Source organism: Parafilimonas terrae, from assembly GCF_900115755.1.
Taxonomy (GTDB): Bacteria; Bacteroidota; Bacteroidia; order Chitinophagales; family Chitinophagaceae; genus Parafilimonas; species Parafilimonas terrae.
The window spans coordinates 233000-256448 of the sequence record NZ_FOXQ01000001.1 but is presented as its reverse complement, the minus strand read 5'-3'; the positions used below and the strand labels follow the sequence as shown (position 1 = coordinate 256448).

Annotated in this window: 22 protein-coding genes; 7 read left to right on the top strand and 15 right to left on the bottom strand. The window is 40.6% G+C overall.

The annotated features are described in order from the left end of the window. Position 1: 1 nt before the first annotated feature. Positions 2-685: a ribose-5-phosphate isomerase RpiA gene (gene rpiA, locus BM015_RS01075; RefSeq protein ID WP_090653633.1), complete on the top strand. Its 684-nt coding sequence runs from the start codon at positions 2-4 to the stop codon at positions 683-685. Here rpiA and BM015_RS22100 read toward each other — a convergent pair. Beyond that, complete coding sequence (locus BM015_RS22100; RefSeq protein WP_449406338.1) at positions 682-972, bottom strand: DUF1328 domain-containing protein; 291 nt, start codon at positions 970-972, stop codon at positions 682-684. The two genes, rpiA and BM015_RS22100, sit on opposite strands and share 4 nt — an antisense overlap. Between BM015_RS22100 and BM015_RS01065 the strand changes: the two genes are divergently transcribed. Continuing rightward, entirely contained in the window at positions 942-2561 is a 1620-nt protein-coding gene (locus tag BM015_RS01065; protein ID WP_090653631.1) for an amidase, read from the top strand. The genes BM015_RS22100 and BM015_RS01065 overlap by 31 nt on opposite strands. A gap of 237 nt (positions 2562-2798) precedes the next feature. Beyond that, on the top strand, positions 2799-3119 hold the full coding sequence (locus tag BM015_RS01060) for a ferritin family protein (RefSeq protein ID WP_090653628.1): 321 nt from the start codon (positions 2799-2801) through the stop codon (positions 3117-3119). Here BM015_RS01060 and BM015_RS01055 read toward each other — a convergent pair whose 3' ends face one another. From BM015_RS01055 to rsfS, 9 genes are all read right to left on the bottom strand, one after another. Continuing rightward, a complete protein-coding gene (locus BM015_RS01055; protein WP_090655113.1) occupies positions 3120-4085 on the bottom strand; it encodes a polyprenyl synthetase family protein in 966 nt (321 codons plus the stop codon). A 193-nt stretch (positions 4086-4278) separates the two neighbouring features. Further along, positions 4279-4914: an endonuclease III domain-containing protein gene (locus tag BM015_RS01050; protein WP_090653626.1), complete on the bottom strand. Its 636-nt coding sequence runs from the start codon at positions 4912-4914 to the stop codon at positions 4279-4281. A 549-nt stretch (positions 4915-5463) separates the two neighbouring features. Further along, entirely contained in the window at positions 5464-6306 is an 843-nt protein-coding gene (gene tsf, locus BM015_RS01040; protein ID WP_090653623.1) for a translation elongation factor Ts, read from the bottom strand. 117 nt (positions 6307-6423) lie between these two features. Then, positions 6424-7323 carry a 30S ribosomal protein S2 gene (gene rpsB / locus BM015_RS01035; protein ID WP_090653621.1) on the bottom strand — a complete coding sequence of 300 codons (900 nt, stop codon included), beginning with the start codon at positions 7321-7323 and terminating at the stop codon, positions 6424-6426. A 107-nt stretch (positions 7324-7430) separates the two neighbouring features. Further along, the gene (rpsI, locus tag BM015_RS01030) at positions 7431-7820 is read right to left on the bottom strand and encodes a 30S ribosomal protein S9 (RefSeq protein ID WP_090653619.1); all 390 of its coding nucleotides are present in this window, start codon (positions 7818-7820) and stop codon (positions 7431-7433) included. Positions 7821-7877: 57 nt separating this feature from the next. Further along, the gene (rplM, locus tag BM015_RS01025) at positions 7878-8321 is read right to left on the bottom strand and encodes a 50S ribosomal protein L13 (RefSeq protein ID WP_090653616.1); all 444 of its coding nucleotides are present in this window, start codon (positions 8319-8321) and stop codon (positions 7878-7880) included. Between the two features lie 187 nt (positions 8322-8508). Next, positions 8509-9141: a LutC/YkgG family protein gene (locus tag BM015_RS01020; RefSeq protein WP_090655110.1), complete on the bottom strand. Its 633-nt coding sequence runs from the start codon at positions 9139-9141 to the stop codon at positions 8509-8511. A 34-nt stretch (positions 9142-9175) separates the two neighbouring features. After that, positions 9176-11251, bottom strand: coding sequence for an ATP-dependent zinc metalloprotease FtsH (gene ftsH / locus BM015_RS01015; RefSeq protein ID WP_090653614.1), 2076 nt, complete (start codon positions 11249-11251; stop codon positions 9176-9178). 41 nt (positions 11252-11292) lie between these two features. Continuing rightward, positions 11293-11697 carry a ribosome silencing factor gene (gene rsfS / locus BM015_RS01010; RefSeq protein ID WP_090653612.1) on the bottom strand — a complete coding sequence of 135 codons (405 nt, stop codon included), beginning with the start codon at positions 11695-11697 and terminating at the stop codon, positions 11293-11295. A 101-nt stretch (positions 11698-11798) separates the two neighbouring features. Between rsfS and BM015_RS01005 the strand changes: the two genes are divergently transcribed. Both BM015_RS01005 and BM015_RS01000 read left to right on the top strand, forming a co-directional pair. Beyond that, entirely contained in the window at positions 11799-12557 is a 759-nt protein-coding gene (locus BM015_RS01005) for a biotin--[acetyl-CoA-carboxylase] ligase (protein ID WP_245751159.1), read from the top strand. A 177-nt stretch (positions 12558-12734) separates the two neighbouring features. Beyond that, positions 12735-15140: a glycoside hydrolase family 9 protein gene (locus BM015_RS01000; protein ID WP_245751158.1), complete on the top strand. Its 2406-nt coding sequence runs from the start codon at positions 12735-12737 to the stop codon at positions 15138-15140. On the opposite strand, the gene BM015_RS00995 is transcribed toward BM015_RS01000, so the two are convergent. Next, positions 15132-15992, bottom strand: coding sequence for an aldose 1-epimerase family protein (locus BM015_RS00995; protein ID WP_090653607.1), 861 nt, complete (start codon positions 15990-15992; stop codon positions 15132-15134). The two genes, BM015_RS01000 and BM015_RS00995, sit on opposite strands and share 9 nt — an antisense overlap. Positions 15993-16205: 213 nt before the next feature. Between BM015_RS00995 and BM015_RS00990 the strand changes: the two genes are divergently transcribed. Next, a complete protein-coding gene (locus BM015_RS00990) occupies positions 16206-17096 on the top strand; it encodes a 1-aminocyclopropane-1-carboxylate deaminase/D-cysteine desulfhydrase (RefSeq protein WP_090653605.1) in 891 nt (296 codons plus the stop codon). Between the two features lie 104 nt (positions 17097-17200). On the opposite strand, the gene BM015_RS21465 is transcribed toward BM015_RS00990, so the two are convergent. Together BM015_RS21465 and BM015_RS00985 are read right to left on the bottom strand one after the other, a co-directional pair. Then, positions 17201-17347 (bottom strand): hypothetical protein, encoded by a 147-nt coding sequence (locus BM015_RS21465; protein ID WP_177191771.1) that lies wholly within the window; start codon positions 17345-17347, stop codon positions 17201-17203. 156 nt (positions 17348-17503) lie between these two features. Beyond that, positions 17504-20218, bottom strand: coding sequence for a M36 family metallopeptidase (locus BM015_RS00985; RefSeq protein WP_090653603.1), 2715 nt, complete (start codon positions 20216-20218; stop codon positions 17504-17506). A 221-nt stretch (positions 20219-20439) separates the two neighbouring features. Between BM015_RS00985 and BM015_RS00980 the strand changes: the two genes are divergently transcribed. After that, positions 20440-21129 carry a TerC family protein gene (locus tag BM015_RS00980; protein WP_090653601.1) on the top strand — a complete coding sequence of 230 codons (690 nt, stop codon included), beginning with the start codon at positions 20440-20442 and terminating at the stop codon, positions 21127-21129. A gap of 32 nt (positions 21130-21161) precedes the next feature. Here BM015_RS00980 and BM015_RS00975 read toward each other — a convergent pair whose 3' ends face one another. Together BM015_RS00975 and BM015_RS00970 are read right to left on the bottom strand one after the other, a co-directional pair. Next, positions 21162-22592, bottom strand: coding sequence for a glycoside hydrolase family 125 protein (locus BM015_RS00975; protein ID WP_090653599.1), 1431 nt, complete (start codon positions 22590-22592; stop codon positions 21162-21164). Between the two features lie 99 nt (positions 22593-22691). Then, positions 22692-23153: a DoxX family protein gene (locus tag BM015_RS00970; protein WP_090653597.1), complete on the bottom strand. Its 462-nt coding sequence runs from the start codon at positions 23151-23153 to the stop codon at positions 22692-22694. Positions 23154-23449 lie beyond the last annotated feature (296 nt).

Below are 23449 nucleotides of genomic sequence, written 5' to 3'. Positions count from 1 at the left end.
TATGTTTACACAAGATGAAATAAAACAACAGCTTGGTATTTATGCCGCCGATTTTATAAAGAACGATATGCTTATCGGCTTAGGCACCGGCACTACCGTATATTATCTTTTAAAAGAATTGGGAAAACGTAAACAGCAGGGTTTAAACTTTACGGCAGTATGCACTTCGCTTCAAACCCAAAATATATTGAAAGAGGAAGGCATGAATTTTATTTCGCTTGATTATGTTGACAGGCTGCAGCTTGCCATAGACGGCGCTGATGAAGTGGATGAAAACGGCAGCCTGATTAAAGGGGGAGGAGGCGCTTTATTGCAGGAAAAAATTGTGGAAGCAGCAGCAGATGAGTTAATAATTATTGTGGATGAAAAAAAGAATGTGAAAACGCTCGGCGCTTTTCCATTACCGGTTGAAGTAATTACATTCGGATGGAAGCAGGTGAAACAAAAAATTGAATCAGCCTATAACATAAAAACCCGGCTGAGAGAGAAAGACGGCAAAGTTTATTTAACCGACCATCAGCATTATATATTGGATTGCTTTTTTAATACCATACCTGATCCCGGGCAATTAAATAATGACCTTCATTTGATGCCCGGTGTTGTTGAAACCGGTTTGTTTGTTGACATGGCCAATAAAATTATTACGGGCCATTCAGATGGCAGCATTACGGTAAGGGATATTTAAAACCTGCCTTTAATCAGCGATAAAATAAACAGGATAATAAAAATAAAAAACAGTATGCGTGCAACATCAGTGGCGCCTGCTGCAATATTGCCAAAACCAAAAATGGCTGCAATAATGGCTATCACTAAAAAAATAACTGTCCAGCGTAACATAGCGTAAGGTTTTAAGTGAATAATAATTAGCTCATCTAAATACATACCAATTTGCAGGCTGCGCCCTTTGCAATTCTGATTATCTTTATTGCCAAACGCAACCAATGCAGAGAAGAAATTTTTTAAAACATACATCTGTTGCCGGGTTAGTTTTTTCTCCTGTTTTTAAAACATCATCTTCCATTGTTGCAGAAAAAAGTACTCCGGAAAAAAATATCGATGATTTTGAACTGAATGAAGCCACCATCGATATGCTGCAGCAAGCCATGCAGGCTGGAAAATACACGTCGCGAAAAATAACGGAACTGTATTTAAAGAGAATTGAAGCCATTGATAAGAATGGGCCAGAACTTAATGCTGTAATTGAAATTAATCCCGATGCATTAAAGATTGCCGATGCTATGGATGCAGAACGCAAAGCTGGTAAAATACGCGGCCCGATGCATGGCATTCCGGTTTTAATAAAAGACAACATCAATACAGGCGATAAGATGATGACAACAGCCGGAGCGCTTGCTTTGCAGGGCAATTATGCTGCAAAAGATGCATTCATTATTCAGCAGTTAAGAGCATCGGGCGCAGTGCTGTTAGGCAAAACCAATTTAAGTGAATGGGCTAACTTTCGTTCAACGCATTCATCAAGCGGGTGGAGCAGCCGCGGCAAACAAACACGTTGCCCCTATATTTTAGAAAGAAGCCCAAGTGGTTCAAGCTCCGGCTCGGGCGCTGCTGTTGCTGCCAATTTATGTGCAGTTGCCATTGGCACAGAAACGGACGGTTCCATTGTTTCGCCATCATCAGTTAATGGTATTGTTGGTATAAAACCAACGGTGGGTTTATTAAGCAGGTCGGGCATTATTCCTATATCCGCAACGCAGGATACAGCCGGGCCAATGGCGAGAACGGTAAAAGATGCGGCGATTTTGTTAGGTGCATTAACCAATGTTGATGAAGAAGACGCCGTGACCAAAAACAGTATGGGTAAAGCTCAAAAAGATTATACTGTTTACTTGAAAGAAGATGCTTTGAAAGGCAAACGTATTGGTATTGAAAAAGCTTTTTTTAATGGTAGCAAACAGGTGGTGGATGTATATAAAACTGCTGTTGATGTTTTGAAACAGCAGGGCGCTATCATTGTTGAAATAGAATTAAAGAAAGCTTTAAGCGATTTGGGCGATGCTGAATTTACTGTGTTGCAATATGAATTTAAAGATGGCGTGAATAAATACCTTTCAGCAGCCAATGCCAAAGTAAAAACGCTGAAAGAAGTGATTGATTTTAATAAACAGCATGAAGCTGAAGCAATGCCTTTTTTTAAGCAGGAAATATTGGAAATGTGTGAAGCAAAAGGCGATTTGAATTCGGGCGAGTATAAAGAAGCTTTATATAAAAACTTATCATCAAGATTAATTATTGACAATATGATAAGCGGGCATAAGCTTGATGCTATATGTGGCGTTACAAATGGTTTATCATGGTGCATTGATTTGATTAATGGCGATTATGATACAGGCTTTTCTTTTTCAACGCCTGCAGCCATCAGCGGTTACCCGCATATTACAGTGCCAATGGGAATGGTGCATCATTTGCCTATTGGATTATCGTTTATAGGCGGCGCTTACACCGAGTCCCAGCTTATTTCCCTGGCATATAGTTTTGAGCAAGCCACCAAAAAGAGGATAGCGCCAACGTTTATTGCCAACAGTATTTCCATGCAGGCCTGAAACACTTTATTAGTGGTATAAAGGTTGAAATAAAACAGCCATAGTGTGGGCCGGAAACCAAAAAATAATTGTCAGGGCAGAATGATTTTGTTTGAGCACTTATTTGGGGAGATTGTTGGATAGAAGAGAAGAATATCTCCAAAAGCCCTGAAGCTTTGCTATAAACTTCAGGGCTTTTTTGCGAGGCATAAAGTTTGTTTAAAACAATGCATCTTTCATTTTAAATATTCAATAATTATGGGTTTTGATCAGTACCATGAACCGGCAAATGAATTGCCTGAAGAAACAAGAACTTTTGCACGCATGATAGCTTCTTTGGCCGAAGAAGCAGAAGCCATTAACTGGTATGAGCAGCGCATGGCTGTTGAAAAAAACAGAACGGCAAAGGCTATTATGAAAGATGCGCAGAAAGAAGAGTTCAAGCATTTTGGAATGGACCTTGAATTTTTACTGCGCATGAAACCTGTTTGGAAAGATATTCTGCAGGGCATTCTTTTTAAAGAAGGCAGTATTGTAGATCATGCAGATGATGCTGAAGAGAATGCTCCGGATGAATAACTAATAATCGCGTTGTATAAGAAACTCTGCAATTTCGAGTAAAGGTTTCTTTCTTGACGACAGCACTGCAATTTCTTCCAGGTGAAACAGCGCTTTATCAAAATATTGCTGTTTTAATTGCTTTGCCCATGCATCCACATTGCAATCGCGAAATATTTCTAAAACACGCTGCACTTTATCTTCGGCATCATTGTTCAGCAAATCAGTCAATTCTTTTTGCTGGCTGCCGGTTGCCGTTTGCAGGGCATGAATAAGCAGGAAGGTTTTTTTGTTTTGTTTTATATCGCCACCTGCAGTTTTGCCAAATTTTTCAGGATCGCCAAAAGCATCAAGATAATCATCCTGCACCTGGAATGCTATGCCAAGATTTTTTCCAAACTCATACAAATGATTGCAATTACCTTCTCCCGCACCGCCTATAATGGCGCCCATCTGCAAACTGGCTGCAAGCAGTACCGAAGTTTTTAATTCAATCATCTTTATATAATCTTCCAGCGAAACTGTTGTAAGTTTTTCAAAATCCATATCAAGCTGCTGGCCTTCGCAAACTTCCTTTGCCGTTCTGCTAAACAGGTTGATGATAGGTTTTATATAGCTGCTGCTTATTTTGTTCAGGTATTCATACGCCACCACCAGCATTACATCGCCCGCAAGCAAAGCCGTGCTGGAGCCATATTTATAATGCACTGTTTCAAAGCCACGCCGCAGCGGCGCTGCATCCATTATGTCATCATGAATTAAAGTAAAGTTGTGAAACAACTCAACAGCCGTAGCCACCTGCCAGGCATCTTCATGAATTTCATCAAACAATTCATTGCCCATTAAGCACATAACCGGGCGAATGCGTTTGCCGCCAAGCCCGAGAAAATAATCGTTGGCAGCGTATAAAGATTCAGGCTGTTTGGGAAAATGCGGTTTGCTGAAACGTTGCGCAAAAGCCGCCGATAATTCTTTGAACGAAAACATGGGCGAATTAAGAATGAAAAATTCAAAAAGAAAAATTTGAATTTTATGCGGGCAGGAAAGAGGATGGTGCAATTATGCTAAAAGAAGTATAGCGTATTTGATTTGAAGGTTTTATTTAGCCACAGGTGCACAAATAAAATCTGTGCACCTGTGGCTTACAAAGAGCTGATAAGTCGTTGTTAAATATATTTTATCATCCTGCCTGCTTAATAACTTCATTATAATATTGGCAAACGGGCCTCATTAAGCATACTTCGCATTTTGGCGTAGGCCTGCATATCTCCCTTCCCAGGAAAGACATGGCCATACCGGCATCCCATTCAGATTTGGGCAAAGCATCCATTATTTGTTTTTCTATTTTTTTAGGATCGGCGCCGGTGGCAATGCCTAACCGCGGCGCCACACGCACGGTATGCAGGTCAACTATTATACCTTCCGCAGGATGGCCGCTTTCGCGAAGAATAACATTGGCCGACTTTCTTCCAATGCCGGGCAGCGCAGTCAATTCGTCCAGGTTATAAGGAATATTTTTATCTGCTTTAATGGTATCTGCAATTTGCAAAAGCCATTGCCCTTTTTTTTCGCTGTTGCGCACACCGGTGATAAAATGCTGTAAATCTTTTAGGGTGGCTTTTGATAAAGCTGTCATGTCCGGATAAGCTTCAAACAAGGTGGGCGCAATTTTATTAATGTGTTTATCTGAATCCTGCGCCGATAAAATAACCATTACAATTAGCTGGTAATTGGTTTTGTAATCAAGCGGGTGTTTTTCGTTTTTATACTTTTTCAACAGCGGTTTAATGGCCTCGGGCCAGTTCACATTTGGCATAACAATATTTTTATAAAGCTAAGAAGGATTTGATTTGCTCACTATACAAACATACATATAGGCGCTTTGTTTTGAAGCTTGAACGCTTATACCATGATTCTGCTGCAAGGCCACGCTGCTTTGCATATAGTTTGTGTAATAGCCGGAAAAGGATTGGATTTGTTCAGAAAAAGGATTGAAACAATCAGTAAAAGGATTGAATTAACCGGAAAAAGGAGTGAATTAATCAAAAAAAGGATTGAAATAATCGAAAAAAGGGTACGTTTTCCCGGTTTTAGGGTGTAATCATTGAATAAAAGGGTGTATTTTCTCAATAAAAGGGTATGTTTCTTCGGGAAAAAGGTATGTTTTTAGAGAAATAAGGTACGAATGGAGGATTTAAAGGTCAGAAAAATCAATAAAAAGGTCAAAAGAATCGGTTTTATGGCCAGAAATACCGGCCTGATGGTCAAACCTTTATATTTTTAAAAAGATATTGGCGGGAATGCAAATAAAAAAAAGTGGCTGATTGCTCAGCCACTTTTTTAATTTATTGTATCGTATTTAACCTTATCCTAAGGCAACACGTTTAAACTCTATTACTTTAAGGTCTTTGTCTGTGCCTTTCAGGTAATCAGCCACAGATTTGCCGGCATCTTTCACAAAAGCCTGTGCCAGTAAAGTTTGCTCTTTAAAGAATGCATTCAGTTTGCCCTGGGCAATCTTAGAAAGCATATCATCTGTTTTACCAGCCATTTTGGGGTCCTGTTTCATTTGCTCAATGGCAATATTCCTTTCGCGTTCTATTGTTTCTGCAGGAACAGAATCCTGGTCAACCGCTACAGGGTTCATGGCTGCTATCTGCATAGCCACATCTTTACCTGCATCGGCAGCTTCTTTATTCAGGCCCACCAAAACACCCATGCGGTAAGCGCCATGTATGTAAGAAGCCACATAAGGGGCATCAACACGTTCGAACTTTGTGATACCTATTTTTTCACCGATAGAAGCCAGCTTGTCATTCACTAAATCTGCAACAGTTGCTTCACCGGCTTTTGTGGCGTTTAACTCTTCCAGGCTCTTTACGTTGTTATTGATAGCTGCATCTGCAATGCTTTGTGCAAAAGCAACAAAGTCTGCATTCTTGGAAACGAAATCTGTTTCGCAGCTCACACAAACAATGATACCTGATTTATTATCATCGGTGGTTTTTGCAATTACAACGCCTTCTTTTGCTTCGCGGTCGCTGCGTTTTGCAGCCACTTTCTGGCCTTGCTTGCGCAGCCAGTCAATTGCTGCTTCAAAATCACCATTTGTTTCTGTTAAGGCTTTGCGGCAATCCATCATACCGGCGCCGGTTGCCTGGCGCAGCTTATTAATTTCTGCTGCTGATATTGTTACTGTAGTACTCATTGTGCCCTCCTTCCCCCCTAAAGGGAGGTAATGAAAGTCTCTAATAAATTAGAGCGTGTTGAAATATTATTTATGAACAGTAGCGGTTTCCCTTGCTCCCCTTTAGGGGATGGGGGTTTATCTTCCGCCACCGGGTGCAGGCCTGCGGCCACTGCTTGGTACACGGCGTTTAGTTGGGCCACCACCTCTTTGCCTGTCGCCACCGCTGCCGCCTTCACCGCGCCTGCGGCCGCCTTCAGATTCTGCCTCAGCCTGTAAACGGGCAGCTTTCTTTTCAGCTTCGTTATCTACTTCTTCAGTAGTTGATTCTTCATCTTTTGCTGCCTGGCGTTCTGCAAGGCCCTCAGTAATGGCGGCTGTGATATAATTTGTAATGATGGCAATTGATTTTGTTGCATCATCATTTGCAGGAATCGGGAAATCAACTTTATTAGGATCTGAATTGGTATCAACCATTCCAAAAGTTGTAATACCGAGGCGTTTTGCTTCAGCCAAAGCAATATGCTCATGGCCAATATCAACAATGAATAAAGCTGCGGGCAAACGGCCAAGCTGTGCAATACCGCCCAATACTTTTTCCATCTTGTCTTTATCGCGGGTTAAAGTAAGACGCTCTTTTTTAGTAAGGCTTTCTGCGCTGCCATCTGCCAGCATTTTTTCAATGCTCTGCATTTTCTTAACGCTTTTACGCACGGTGTTGAAGTTGGTGAGCATGCCGCCCAGCCAACGTTCTGTTGCAAAAGGCATGTTTACGCGGCGTGCACATTCGCTAACGATTTCCTTAGCTTGTTTTTTAGTGGCCACGAACATTATTTTTTTACCGCTCTTGGCAATTTGCTTTAATGCGGCAGAAGCCTCCTGTAATGAATCAACCGTTTTGTTGAGGTCAATAATGTGAATGCCTTTCTTTTCAGCAAAAATGTAAGGCAACATTTTTGGATTCCACTTCTTACGCAGGTGGCCAAAATGCACACCGGCTTCGAGTAATTGCTGTTGTAATGAAGTGTTTTGTTCCATTGTTATTTATGATTTGTAATTGTTTTGAATCTTATTATGCTACAAGCTTTACGCTGCAAGCTGCAAGAAAAAGCGTGGAGCTTGCAGCGTAAAGCTTGTGGCTGGCTTTAACGTTTGCTGAACTGGTAGCTGCGTCTTGCTTTCTTGTGGCCGAACTTCTTACGTTCAACACCACGGGGATCGCGTTTTAAATGACCTGCAGCTTTTAAAGCAGGACGGTATTCAGGATTTATTTCCAGTAAAACGCGGGCAATGCCCAGTTTTGCTGCTTCTGCCTGGCCTTTTACGCCACCGCCGCTTGCATTAATAACCACATCAAATTTATCAAGTGATTCGATGGTTTTTAAAGGCGCTTCCACCTGGTTTTGCAGGTATGGTAAAGCGAAATATTCTTTATAGTTTTTATCATTCACCGTAATATTACCAGTGCCTTTTGAAATAAAAACGCGGGTAACGGCTTCTTTACGGCGGCCTACGGCATTTTTTTGTTTTTCCATTTTTTATAAGCTTTCAGCTTTCAGCCATCAGCTTTCAGCTAACGGCCATCAGCTTATTTAGAATTTAAATTCTTTTGGTTGCTGTGCAGTGTGCGGATGTTCGGCGCCAGCATACACAAATAATTTTTTATACATCTTTCTGCCCAAACGGTTTTTAGGCAGCATGCCTTTTACAGCGCGTTCAATAACGGCTTCCGGCCTGCGCTTTAAAAGGTCTTTTGCGCTTTCTTCCCTTAAACCTCCGGGGTAGCCGCTGAAGTTCTGGTAAACTTTATCTTCCAGCTTGTTGCCGGTAAATTTTACCTTGTCTGCATTGGTTACAATTACGAAATCACCACAGTCAACGTGGGGAGTATAGTAGGCTTTGTTCTTACCACGCAATACTGTTGCGATCTTAGAACACATGCGGCCTACGGTTTGATTGGTGCCGTCAACAACGTACCAGTTACGCTGTACGGTAGCCTCGTTCGCATGCTTTGTTGTGAAATGTAGTTTGCTCATTTATTTGTTTTTAGTTGCCCGCCATCCCGGGCTTAATTTTTGGGAGCGCGAAGATGCGTAAAATTGGCAGTATAAAATACTAAAAGGGTGTTTATTTTTTATTGAAACCCTGTAATAGGCTGATTCTCAGTAAAAATTTTGAGCAGAAATTCGAATGTTCCTTGCTTAAGTTTAAAAATGCGCGGGTTTACCTGCCTTCTACCAAAAAGCAAAACACTTCTTTTGGGCCGTGAACGCCGGTTACCAGTGTTTTTTCTATATCTGCCGTGCGGCTGGGGCCTGAGGCAAAGGTGATAAGTGAAGGGATGCCGGAAGGATATTTTCTCTTTATCAATTCAAAACCATCTTTTAAATCAAATACCAGTTGGCTGGTATAAGCGATACAGATATGAACGGGCGCGTAAACGCTGGATGTGCGGCCGGTTTGTGCACTGCTTAACAGCATGCTGCCCGTTCGGGCAATTAAACATTCACAGCTTGTAATGGATGCATCGCAATCTGCGAGATTTATGCCGGGTGGTAATTCGATCTGCTGGCGGGCAAATAGTTCCCTGATGTTTTGTTCGTTCACAAACAATTTCTTCCATTGCCTTGTGCCGAACAATGTTTGTAGCTGCTGGGCAAGTTCAGCCTCATCTGAGCAAAAAGAAAAACGGCCTTGCAGGGCGGCAAAGTTTTCAGCAAACTGCAGTTCCAGCTCGCCTTCATTAATAAAGAAAGCCGGGCTTTCGGATGTTTCTTCAAATGGCAAAGGCACTGGTTTTGCCAGTGCCTGCTTTATTTTTTTTAAAATGTTTTCCCTGGAAGATAATGTTTTCACGTACATCAAAAATTTATACCTGTGAATTCGTGAATCAGGAAGTTGCCTGTTTGGGCGCCGGCTGCGTAATGCTTGGATCGTAAGGCGGAACGCCGGCACTTATTGCGCCCTGGTGATGTTCATTTAATTCTTCCTCTTTATTTTCTTCTTCTTTATGTTCGCCAAAAGGCCGCTTGCCAATCAATACTTCCACATCGCTCTGGAATAAAACTTCTTTTACAAGCAATTCTTTTGCGAGGGTTTCCACTTCATGCTTTCTTTCAATAAGTAATGCTTTTGTTTTTGCATAAGCGGTTTCAATCAGCTTTCTCACTTCTTCATCAATCATTTCACCGGTTTTTTCACTGTAAGGCTTGGTGAAAGAATTATCTGCGGCAGGATCGTAAAAACTTACATTGCCCACTTTTTCGTTCATGCCATAAACGGTTATCATGGCGTAAGCGGTTTTTGTTATCTGCTGCAGGTCGTTTGATGCGCCGGTAGAAATCTTTCCGAAGAAAATTTCTTCTGAAGCCCTTCCGCCAAGCGTCATGCAAAGCTGGTCCATTAACTGGTCGGTATTATATAAATACTGTTCTTTTGGCGTGTATTGTGCATAGCCCAATGCCGCAGTTCCGCGGGGAACGATGGTGACCTTTAGCAAAGGATAAGCATGTTCCAAAAACCAGCCACAAATAGCATGGCCGGCCTCATGGTAGGCGATGATCTCTTTTTCTTCGGGCGAAATGATCTTATTCTTCTTTTCCAGCCCGCCAATAACCCTGTCAATCGCATCCTGGAAATCGCTCATCTCCACCATCTCCTTGCCTTTGCGGGCAGCGATTAAGGCGGCTTCGTTACAAACATTGGCAATATCTGCACCCGCAAAACCAGGTGTTTGTTCTGCCAGTTTGAATATGTTTAATGACTGGGAAACCTTGATGGGTTTTAAATGCACACGGAAAATATCTTCCCGGCCTTTCACATCAGGACGGTCAATTGAAATCTGGCGGTCGAAACGGCCGGGGCGCAAAAGAGCGCTATCCAATACATCCGGGCGGTTGGTTGCAGCCAGGATAATAATGCCGCTTTCGCCACTGAAACCATCCATTTCAACCAATAACTGGTTCAGTGTATTTTCTCTTTCATCGTTGCTCACGATTGCATTTCTGCCACGGGCACGGCCAATGGCATCTATTTCATCTATAAATATAATACAAGGCGCTTTTTCCCTTGCCTGTTTGAAAAGGTCGCGTACGCGGCTGGCGCCTACACCCACAAACAGCTCAACAAAATCTGAACCGCTCATGCTGAAAAAAGGTACCTGCGCTTCGCCGGCCATTGCTTTGGCTAATAAAGTTTTACCGGTTCCGGGAGGGCCAATAAGCAAAGCACCTTTGGGAATTTTACCGCCAAGCGCCGTATATTTTTTGGGGTTTTTAAGGAAATCTACAATTTCCATTACTTCCACCTTGGCTTCATCCAGACCAGCCACATCGGTAAACGTTATATTTACTTTAGCACCTTTATCAAACAACTGCGCCTTTGATTTGCCAATATTGAAAATACCGCCGGGACCGCCGGAACCACCACCACCGCCCACTTTGCGCATCAGCAAAACCCATAATCCCACGAAAAGCAAAACGGAAATAATGGTATTGGCAAAAGGGCCGAACCATTCACCTTCATCATATACATTTTCCGGAACTTCGGGAATATTATTGTCTTTATAAAATTGTGCAAGGCTGCGGTTAAAACTTTCCCAATCGCTTACCCTGAATTCAAATAAAGGCGTTGCGGACGGGTCTTTTGTAAGCGGCTGCTTAAACTGTGATTTATAATATTCTTTGCTGAGGCTTTCGGATTTAATATAAACACGAACAAGTTCTTTGTTCCTCACCTTGTCAATTTTTAAAACATCGCCATCTTTCAGCATTTTTTCTTTAAAATCCTGTTCGGTAGTTGTGAGTATATCGGGGCTGTTAAACTTAAACACATTTACAGCAATAAGTGTTATAGCTACTATTGCGTAAATCCAATATATACTGAAACGCGGCCCACGACGCGGCGATTTATCTCCATTCCCTTTGTCGAAAAGTTCCGGTTTATTCTTGTTGTTATCTTGTGCCATTTTTATAAATCTCTGTAAGGTTAAATTAGCTGGTTAAATTTTTATAATGAATGTTCTTTCAAAACAGCGTCGCTCCACATTTCTTCCAATTTGTAAAATTTTCTTGTTTCAGGCTGCATAATATGCACTACAATGTTTACATAATCTATTAATACCCATTGCAACGCACTAAAACCTTCGTGCCTGTACGGAACTTCGCCTAATTCTTTTTTAATAGTCTCTTCAACAAAATCAGCAATTGCCCTTACCTGCGTGGTGCTTGTAGCTTCACAAATAACAAAATAATCACTTACTGCTTCCGGTATCTTTCGCAAATCAAGGGAAACAATATTTTCTCCTTTTTTTTCCTGAATAGCTTTAAGAATAAGTTTGAAAATCCTGGAATTTGAGTTAAGCCGGGTAACCTGGCTTTTTTTGCGGGAAGCTAAAACGGTAAGAGGTTCCAAATAAGCAACTATTTTAAGTGAAAAAATTTTACAGGCATTTTACGTTTCTTCGAAAATAAACTATTTATCAAAAATGTAGTTTCGCCAAAATTAGTAATTCTTTGTCAGCAGCCTCAATAAATAATGTAATCGGCAAACGCTTTATAGAATTATTAAGTGTTGACAGCACCAACAACTATGCCATGCAACAGGTGCAAAACAGTAATGCCGATCATGGTGATGCTTTCTTTGCTTTTGAACAAACAGCCGGACGGGGGCAGTTTAACCGGCAGTGGCTTTCGGCAAAGGGAGAAAATATTATGCTCTCTGTAGTATTAAACACAAGAGAACTGGCGCTGAACAAACAGTTCCTGTTGAACATGGCCTGTGCGCTTTCAATACTTGATTTATTTAACAAATACACAACTGAAAAAATAAAAATTAAATGGCCCAACGATATTTACTGTCGTGACAGAAAGGCAGCGGGCATACTGGTTGAGAATATGATACGCGGTAAAAACTGGCAATTTGCAATAGCGGGTTTTGGAATTAATATCAATCAAACCGAATTTCCTGCGGCTGCGAAAAGACCGGTTTCGCTGAAACAGGTAACAGGTGAAACTTATAACACGGTTGAACTGGCCAAAGAATTTTGTGTGATGTTGAATGAAAGAATGCGATGGTTGTATGCAGGCCATGATCACGAAATTCTAAACGATTATAACAGGCATTTGTACAGCTTGAATGAAACAGAGAATTTTAAATATGGCAGCGTTGTTTTCCCGGCCATTATAAAAGGCGTAAATGAATCCGGCAATATTGTACTTGATAGTGGTATTGAAAAGCCTTATCGTTCCGGGGAAATAGAATGGCTTGTTTAAGCTGTATGTTTATTTAACTTATCATCCCCTAACTTTAATCGCTAACGATATAATATGTATAAAACTGTTTTTTGGCTGCTTCTTTTACTTTGCAATTTCACTGCGTATACCCAAAACATTTCATGTATAAGAATTAACCAGTTGGGGTATACAACCGGGGGAATTAAAATAGCCGTTTTGGGGTGTGATAGCCCGGTTCATTCAACTGTATTTTCAGTAAAAGATGAGAAGAATAAAGTAATTTTTTCCAGCCCGGTTGGAAAAGACTTTGAAAGTTACGGCCCTTTCAGCCATACTTACCGGCTTGATTTTTCAAGTTTTACAGGCGAGGGAAAATTCAGTATTTATATTGATGATATTGCTTCGCCTGTTTTTTCAATCAATGATTCAGTGTATGATGGCGCAGCTGATTTTTGCCTGCGGTATATGCGGCAGCAACGCAGCGGCTTCAATCCTTTTTTAAAAGATTCCTGCCATACACATGATGGTTATACTTTGTATGCACCTGTGCCTGACAGTACGCATATTGATGTTGTTGGCGGATGGCATGATGCCAGCGATTACCTGCAATATTCAACCACATCGGCAAATGCAACCTATCATTTGCTGGCGGCTTACCGCGATTTTCCCGGTGTTTTTACAGATGAAAAATTGGCAAACGGTCTTGGCGGAAAAAATAATATTCCCGATGTTTTGGACGAAGCCAAATGGGGACTTGACTGGCTGCTTAAAATGCACCCGAAGGATGATTGGTTATTCAACCAGCTTGGTGACGACCGCGATCATCGCGGCATGCGCATACCAAAAGAAGATACCAATTATTATGGCCGCGGTTTGGAAAGGCCGGTTTATTTCTGCAATGGCAAACCGCAGCAAAGGGGAAAGTTCATGAATAATACAACCGGCGTGGCTTCAACCGCCGGAAAATTTGCCAGCGCTTTCGCGCTGGGCAGTGAATTGTTTTTTAATATAGATAGGAAGTATGCAGATGATCTCCTCAATAAATCATTATCTGCATTCACGTTAGGATTAAAATATCCAGGCGTAGCACAAACAGTTTCTGTGCTTTCACCATACATTTATGCGGAAGATAACTGGACGGATGACATGGAGTTAGCAAGTGCTACTATGTTTTCGAATGAAGCATATACTTATGAAAGAATTAAGTTCGAAGAGTCTGTAGTATCTCATTCAAAACCTGATACAGAATTTTTATCACTTGCATATAAATACTCATTACAAGAACCTATTACACCGTGGCTTGGCGCCGATACGGCCAAACATTATCAATGGTATCCTTTTATAAATCTTGGGCATTATGAATTGGCTAAACAATTAACCGGAGCAAAAAAAGATTCTATCATTCAATTTTATAAAGAAGGTATTGAACGTGGTTGGCAGAAAGCAAAGCAAAATGCGTTTTACCGCGGCGTTCCATTTATCTGGTGCAGTAATAATTTAACGGTAAGCTTTGCCATTCAATGTTACTGGTACAGGCAGCTAACAGGCGATACAACATACCAGTCATTGGAACAAGCCTGCTTCGATTGGATATTCGGCTGCAATCCCTGGGGCACCAGCATGGTGTATGGTTTGCCTTCATGGGGCGATACGCCAACCGATCCGCATTCTGCCTTTACGCACCTGAAAAATTATCCTATTGATGGAGGGTTGGTTGATGGGCCGGTTTATACATCCATCTATAAAAATTTAATCGGTATTCAATTGCACGATGAAGATGAGTATGCGCCTTACCAGAGCGATCTTGCTGTTTACCATGATGACTATGGCGATTACAGCACGAATGAACCAACAATGGATGGCACTGCTTCTTTAATTTATTTGCTTGCTGCAAAACAATCTGAAGTTAATCAAACCAATAGGGTTACTTATTCTCATGGCGGCATAATACGGGGCGATTCAACGAAAAAAGAAATTGCGCTGGTATTTAGTGCGGATGAATTTGGCGATGGCTTGGCTTCTATCATTAAAACATTGCAAACTGAAAATGTAAAAGGCGCTTTCTTTTTTACAGGGAGGTTTTATCGCAATAAAAAATTTCAACCTTACATACAGCAGTTAAATAAAGACGGGCATTATCTCGGCCCGCATTCTAACAATCATCTTTTGTATAATGATTGGAATAAACGCGATAGTTTATTGGTAACACAAAACCGGTTTAACGCAGATATGCAAGCCAACCTTAATACTATGCAGCTTGCACATATTCCAGTACATGATCCGCAATATTTTATTCCGCCTTATGAATGGTGGAATGATACTATTGCCGCATGGAGTAAAGAGCTTGACCTAAAACTGTTTTGTTTTACACCCGGCATAAGAACGAATGCAGATTATACTTACCCTGAAATGCCCTCGTATAAAAGCAGCGACTGGATAATGCAATCATTAAAAGAACAGCAACAGAAAAATGATAATGCATTTAATGGCGCTATCATATTAATTCATGCTGGAACAGATGCAAGAAGAAAAGATAAGTTGTATAACAGGCTCGGCGAATTAATTGAATGGTTAAAAGAAGAAGGTTATTCTTTCAAACGGGTTGATGAACTTTTAAAATAGTTCAACGCTCCATGTATGTTCCCATGCTTTACCGGCGGCCAGTATATTAATACCTTCTTTTGTTGTGAGCTGATGATTATGATGAATATTATCTGCAATGCCGCACCAGGGCTCAAGGCAAACAAACGGCGCATCTTTTGCCGCCCATATTCCAAAATACGGAAAGCCCTTAAAATTGAAGTTCAGGCCATGTTCATCTTTATCTGAAAATAATTTTACCTGGTCGCTGCCGATGTGCTTCAGCACAATTGCATCTTCATAAAACAGCGAAGCTTTTAATGGCAGTGTTTTATTGTTCAATATAATTTTTTCGGTTTCATCGCCCGTTAAACCCTGGTGCAATAAATAACGGTTTAATACAGCATCACTATTAAACAATAAAAAATAATCTGTGTATTGTAATTGATCGTTCAGCGGAACCTTAAAAGCCGGGTGCCCGCCAACAGAAAAATACATATCACCATTTCCTGTATTAGTTACCTGGTAAGTGCAGGAAAGCGATGCATCATCAATAGCATAAATAATATTAAAAATAAAAGGAAAAGGATATAATGAAAGTGTTGCTTCATCACTCTTTAAACTAAACACAGCTTGTGTTTGGGAAGATGATGTTACTTCAAACATTTTATCTCTTGCAAAACCATGTCTTGACAATTTGTATTCTTTATCATTGAAAATATATTTACCATCTTTTAATTCGCCAACAATTGGAAAAAGTACCGGCGAATGCTTGCCCCAGAATGCAGCATCTGCCTGCCATAAATATTCAATATTATTCAATTGAAGGCTTTGCAGTTCTGCACCTTTTTCACTTATGATAACCGATAGTTTATTGTTTTGTAACTGTACCATGCTTCAAAAATAAAATCATTCAGTTTATAATTGCAAATGATGGTTGATTGGTTGAATGGTTGATTGGTTGAATAGTAGGAATTGGGAATTGGGGATTTGGAATTTGAGAATGAACTCGTGAACAAGTGAACCTGTGAACTTTTGAACGAATAAAATAGAAGTTGACTGGTTGAAAAGTTAAGAATTAAAAATTGAGAATTGAAATTTTACATTATGAGTTTACAGGAAGAATTAAATTTTAATGCGGTTGCTGTTCAACCCATAAAAAGCGAAACTTTTAGTTCTTCAATTATTCAGGTTGATGTTTTAAGGCTTGATAAACTTCACCCCGTTGTTAGCGGCAACAAATGGTTTAAACTGAAATATTACCTGCAGCAGGCAATGGCAAATAAATCAAAAGCTGTTGCAACATTTGGCGGCGCATTTTCAAACCATATTATTGCCGCGGCATACACTTGTAATAAACTAAATATAAAATGTACAGGCTTTATACGTGGTGAAGAGCCGCGGCAATATTCTCAAACACTGCTTGATGCTGCGGCTTTGAATATGCAACTTAAATTTTTAAGCCGTGAAGCCTACAAAAACAAGCAGGCAGTTATAGATGAAAATCCGCAAATGTTTTTTATTCCGGAAGGAGGGTTTGGAACAGAAGGTGCAAAAGGAGCGGCGGAAATTTTGCAACTCGTGCCCAACATTTCTGAATACAATTATATTGTTTGTGCCGTTGGTACAGGAACAATGTTAGCGGGAATTACGAATGCATCGTTACCGCACCAGCAATGCATTGGCATAAGTGTAATGAAAAATAATTGGAGCCTTGATGAAACGGTGATTTCTTTACTTCTTGATAAAACGCAGCAAAACCGGTTAAACATTTTTCATGACTATCATTTTGGCGGCTATGCAAAATATTCGTCTGGGCTAATTGCATTTATGAAAAAAGTTGAAGCAGAGCATCAATTGCCACTCGACTTTGTTTATACAGCCAAAGCGTTGTATGCTGTGTGTGATCTCTCCGGAAAGAAATATTTTTCCGAAGGCGCTAAGGTACTTTTTATACACAGCGGCGGCCTGCAGGGGAACAGATCGCTGGTTGGATAACCGTAAAAAGTAACGCCATGCTCGTAAGAAATTTTTTACTTACTCACATGGCGTTGTATAATGTTTAGACCTCTGTTTAATCTTTAAGTCTAAAGGGCTATCACTTAAGCGTTTTTTACTGCGGAAAGGTATTCCTGCATGGTAATTTTACCTGCAAAAAGCTGGTTGTATAAAAAATTAGCGTCAACTTTTGCGCTGCGAATCTGGCTTACTACCTCTTTGTCGAAGAATAATCTTTTTAAATTTTTCATGGTATATCAGTTTGTTAACTTGTGTTAATATGTATTTATTACACATTAATACCACTATTGGTTAAAAGGTAACCCTTTCAGGCTTTGTTAAAGCAATATTTCCTTTTATAACTTCATAATTATCAATAAAAAAGCCCCGTTAAGGGGCTTTTTTATTTACTGTTGGTTAACCAATATCTTTCGTGTTTCCGAGAAATTCTCTCCTGTGATTTTCACATAATATATTCCCGATGCAAGCTTGGGAAGGTTTATTTCCAATATCTGCCCGGCCATATTGAAGCTTCTCAGCACCTGGCCATTTTCGCTGAGCAGGCTAACCTTTAATGATTGTTTATTGCCGGCTATTGTAAGCGTTACCTTTTTATTGGCAGGGTTGGGGGCAAGGCTTAGAGATGCAAGTATTTTAGCAGCAACTGCTTCTTCTGCCTTCGGCTGGGCTGCTTTTGCAAAAAGTGAAGGCGGAAGACTGTAATCTGCCACGCCATCTTTCAGGCTGCCGGCAGAACCCTGAGATGCATTATAACCTAAGCCCCTGCTGGCGAAGGCCTTCCATATTGTGGCGCTGTATGCAGCTCCATACAACAGCGTATCGGCTTTTAAAATAGCGTTTCTGCCATCTACAAAACCGGGGCTGCATGGCTGTAGTTTCATACCTTCAATCACCAGTTGCAATGCAATCTGGTTGCCGAATTTTCCGCCGGCATTGTAAATGTTGGTACCTATGCCTTTATCCTTAATAATTGCCCAGGTCATATTCCAGAGCATATTGCACCATACTTCGCCCACCACATGGGAATCGTAGTTTAAAATACCGTTTGGAATGCGTGAACTGAGCTTTAAGCTATCGTAAGTCCACGGATTAACATTCAAATCTATGCTGTAAGGATAATAACGAATGCCAGGCCCGTCTGGTGTTTGGCCAAAAGCATAAGTGCCCATCGGCCTTGATTTAGATGAATCGGCTACAGTTGCAGTTTTCCAGTTGGTGGTTACCATTAAAGCCATATAATCACTCCACCCTTCACCCATTTGTTCTTTATTGCTTAGGCAACTTGCGGCATTAGGCCCGCCTGTCAGCCTGTTTGAAATGCCATGCGTATATTCATGGGCAACCACCCCGTTATCAAGGTCGCCGTCAATTTGCACGCCTGCGCTCAGTTTTGCACGCACTATGTTGCCGGCTTCAATATTCTCCTTCATTGTCTCGCCTGTTTCATAGCCCACCATTACAGCAGGTATAGTAATAGTATTATCGGTGCCGCCCATGGTAATTGGGTATTCGCCCGGGATGTTATCAACCATAATAGCTGCTATTGCGCCTGCATTTTGTGCATTCTTCACTTTATCTGTAAAGCCACAATCGCCCCTGTAAATAAGGGCAATCTTGCCATTAAGCTGCGCAGGATTTGCTGCTGCCCCGCAACCCAGGTGAGTGGTATTGCCTGCATCGTCGGCATATAAAATAACCCTGCCCTGAACAGGGCCAACATTAGATAATTTGTTAGCAGTGCTGAAATTGCTTTCCTTATTTGCTTTTTTACCTTTAATGGCGTCGGGTTTTGTTACGTTTACAACGGCATTAGCGCTCCACAGAAACATCTGCATGCGCGGGCTGCTGCCATCTTTCGGTGTGGCAAAATTGGCATTATCTGTACCAGAACCGTCCTGTGCATCTGCCAGCACAAAATCGTTGGCTTTACCACCCCGGCCAAGATTATTTTTCTGAAAATTGCCAGACACTTCGTCAAACCCGTAACGGTAAGAAATATCATGCATAATATTGTTCCAGTAAAAAAGATTAGTGATGGCGAATTGCTGGTTGGCGGCAGCAGAAGGGGCGTTATTAAAATTAGGCGTATAATTAAAAGTAAGATTGGGAACCGCTGTTGAAGAATGTGCCCCAATGCCAAAACCATTATTACCATTTGCATCTTCCTGCGCCAGCACATTATTGCCTCTTGAGCTATCATAGGAAGTTGTGCCATCATCATTCCATTTTAAAGTAGTGGCATCATTGCCGGAGCCGGCAAGCGACCATGGATTTGATTTAACAGCAGGCGTGCCGCCCGGGTGTAAAGGGCTTTCCGCTGGAAATGGTATAACCTTATATTTGGCAGAACTGATTGCTTCGGTGCTTTCCGGTTCGTCTTCAACCGGCGCAGCAACATTATCCCATTCAAGTTTATCTGCATCAACAGCATCCAGTCTGGGGCCGTTCCATTTACATTTTACAGTGAGGTTTAATTTGCTTATAACCTGCCCTTTTAAGGCGTCAACATTCACAAGCCAGTAGTCTGAACTTCCCCTGGGCTGAATTTCAACCTGCCAGGTTAGTACTGCATTCCTGTTATCTTCATCAGGAAGCCAGTACAGTTTCGACACTACATTTACTGAAGAAATATTCATATTGCCAAAGTCAAATTCCTTATCTGTAATTTGTTTGGCAACCGCAAATGCTGCGGCTAAATGAAGGTGCGATGCAACAGTGCTTGCTGCATTGGCAGGTGTTACCGTGGGCCTGCCTGTTTTTGAATTAGCCATATCAGCAATATTATCTATCCGGGTGCCTGCCTTTGAAAATAATTTGCCGTTTTTAAATGAATAGGTTTGAATTGAATTAAACACATCTACACCCTTATAGGTTTGCTGCGCATATACGAGGGTTGCCCCTGAGGTTTTATCAATATACGCTGCCGATATGCGCACATTTTGCAGTTCTGTTTTGGTTAGCCCTATTAACGAAGCGTTATTTTTAATGAGGCTTAATGCCGATGCATCTGTAAGTTGTTGGGCAAACAACCAGTTTACAGATGAGCACAATACTGCCAAAAGCAGCATTGCTGTTTTCAATTGTAGAATTCCAGATTTCATGAGAAAAAATTTAAAAGATTGAAGAAATTTTCAGTGTATGCGGTACAATTAGCTTTGATATGCAATATAATTATTAGCAGCCTGAAAAAATTAATTGCATTTCAAATTTTTTCTGTGATGCACGTGTTTGCAGCGTTATTCATACCTGCTTTTACCGGTTGAATTTTACCCTCTTCTTTCTTTAAAGAATCCCCTATTTTCGGTACAAATACAGGCTATAGATGGAAGACATAATCGCATTGCTGACGCTTATTTTACTGGAAGTTGTTTTAGGTATTGATAATATCATTTTTATTTCGATAGTTACCGGCAGGCTGCCTTTGCAGCAGCAAAAAAAAGCAAGAAGGTTAGGCTTGCTGCTTGCTATGTTAATGCGGCTTGTATTGTTAACGCTTATTTCTCTTATTTTAAAATTACAGGGAAATTTATTTACCGTTTTTGATATTGACATTTCCGGAAAAGATATCATCCTTATTCTTGGCGGTTTATTCCTTCTGTATAAAAGTGCAACGGAAATTCATCATAAGACTGATGGCGGCCCGGAAGAAGTAAGCACAAAAAAAGCAACAAATTTCAGCGGGGCCATCGGTCAGATTATTATGCTTGATATTGTATTTTCCATTGACAGCATTGTAACGGCAATAGGCATGGTAGATCATTTATGGATAATGTATGCCGCCGTTGTTATAAGTGTAACCGTTATGTTGTTTGCAGCAGAACCTATAAGCCGGTTTATTCATAAATATCCGTCCTTTAAAATACTTGCATTAAGCTTTTTGCTGCTTATTGGCATATCATTAATTGGGGAAGGATTGGATTTTCATATTCCCAAAGGCTATATTTATTTTTCAGTGGCATTTGCATTGCTGGTGAATATTTTCCAACTGCGTTTGGAAAAACGAAAGCCCTGATATTATGCTGCATAAACTGAAAAATTATACAATTATACGGCCTTTAGCAATGCCGGTTTTGTGTCCTGTACATGCATGATCATTTCACCAAATAATGTATTGGCCCAGGCAAACCATTTGCGCGTAAATTTTGATGGATCATCTTTATGAAAACTTTCGTGCATAAAACCGGTGCCTGCGTTGGAGGCAATAAGCATTTTTATACAATTGGTTATTTCAACATCATCGTTACTGGTTAATGCACGCATTGTAATGCCCAGCGGCCATATCATATCCATTCCGGCATGTGGCCCGCCAATACCTTCTGCTGCTTTGCCTTTAAAAAAGAAGGGGTTTTCAGCAGATAATACCAGCTTTCTGGTTTGTTTATACACGGCATCGTCGGCGTCAATGGCATGCAGGTAAGGCAGTGATAAAAGATCAGGATTATTGGCATCGTCCATTAAATTAAAACTGCCAAAACCGTTTACTTCATATGCATATACCTTACCAAATTGTGCATGCTCCACAACGGCATATTGTTTTAAAGCATTGGCTACTTCGGTTGCAAGCGCATGGCAGCTTTGTGCAAGCGAAGCATCTTTAAGCACGGTGTTTAAAATTTCAGCAGCTTGTTTTAACGATGTTACGGCGAAGAAATTACTAGGTATTAAAAAAGGAAAAATAGTAGCGTCATCACTTGGCCGGAACATAGAGCAGATAAGCCCCACCGGTTTTACAGGATAACCATATCCGCCCAATGGCACACCGTCTGTGGCCCATGCAGTTTTACGCTGAAAACTGTATGGGCCGTTGCCATGCTTGCGCTGCTGTTCTGTAAATGTTTGAACGGTTAAACGGATGGATTCTTTCCAGTCATTTGTAAATGGCTTTGTATCGCCGGTTGTTTTCCAGTATTCATAAGCCAAACGAATGGGAAAACAAAGCGAATCTATTTCCCACTTGCGTTCATGAATGCCGGGCTTCATATCGGTAAGGTCATCTTTCCATTCACTAACCTGGTTCTGATCTTTATAAAATGCATTGGCATAAGGATCTTTCAATATATTTTTTACCTGCCGGTTAATAACGCCTGTAATCAGCTGTTGCAATTTTTTATCTTTTGCGGCCAATGGAATATAGGGATGCACCTGCGCAGAACTATCCCGCAGCCACATGGCATCAATATCGCCGGTTATAACATACGTATCAGGTACGCCATTGTTTTCTTCATAAAAAACAGTTGTATCCAGTGTGTTGGGAAAGCAATTTTCAAACAGCCAGCCCAGTTCTTTGTTTGGCAGGCTTGCTTTCATTTGTTTGATAGCGGCTTCAACAGCATCGCTGGTAAAATTCCGTTCTGCAAGCGGCGGGCGTTTGCTTTCAAAATCCAATGCGTTATTAGCGAAAATATTTTTTGATGAAAGCAATGTGGCTGCGCCCATCATGCCTGATGCTTTAATAAAATCCCTTCTTGTTTTCATGTTGGTTAAATGAGGCGTAAATGTAAAGCAAAAGCTTTGAGCTATGTGCTTTAGATAAACACGTAATTAAATATGCATATAATTTATGCCTCAATAATATTAGCTGTTGCTTTCATCGTTTTTATCCAGCGCTGCACCGCGCCTGAAATATTCGTCTGCAGAAAAAGGCCCGCTTCCTTTATAGGAAACTATCAATAATAGAAGGAGCGTAATAAGTGAAAGTATAAATTCAGTGGGGTTTTCACCAATGTGCTTTATGTTTATAATAAACACAGCAACAAACAAAATAGGTATTTGTATAATGGCGCTTATTCTTGTAACAAAGCCCACCAATATAAAAAGGCCGCAGGCAATATTAAGGATTGAAATTACGGTGGAAAGCGCTGATGAGTTTTCTGCAAATACGGTTATATCAGCTTTTATGATCGATTGAAGATTGGCTGTCACAAAAATAAAAATGAAAGCCCTTAAGAGAATAATAAGCCCGGTTAAAATTCTAAGGAATGAATAGGAGGTTGGTTTATTTGGAATTAGCTTGTCGGCAATATTGATTGTTTTCATAAAAAATTATATTAGATAATTAAATAAGAATAGTAACTACCCTTGCTACTTCGCTATGTTTAACAGAAAAACAATCCCGCGCTTTAAAGAGCTCCAACAATAAATTTACTCATTTCTCAAATAAGATATTCAAAAATCCAATAACTTTTATTGGCATATAATAGCGTGCCGGTAACGTACTTTTTACCTCTAGTATCATAAATAAAAAATAATTAATAAGATTAGGTGAAAAGTTAAAAATAGGCGTATCTTGTTGGTTCTTCTTTAGCTATCCTGACCTGCTGTCAGCGCTAACA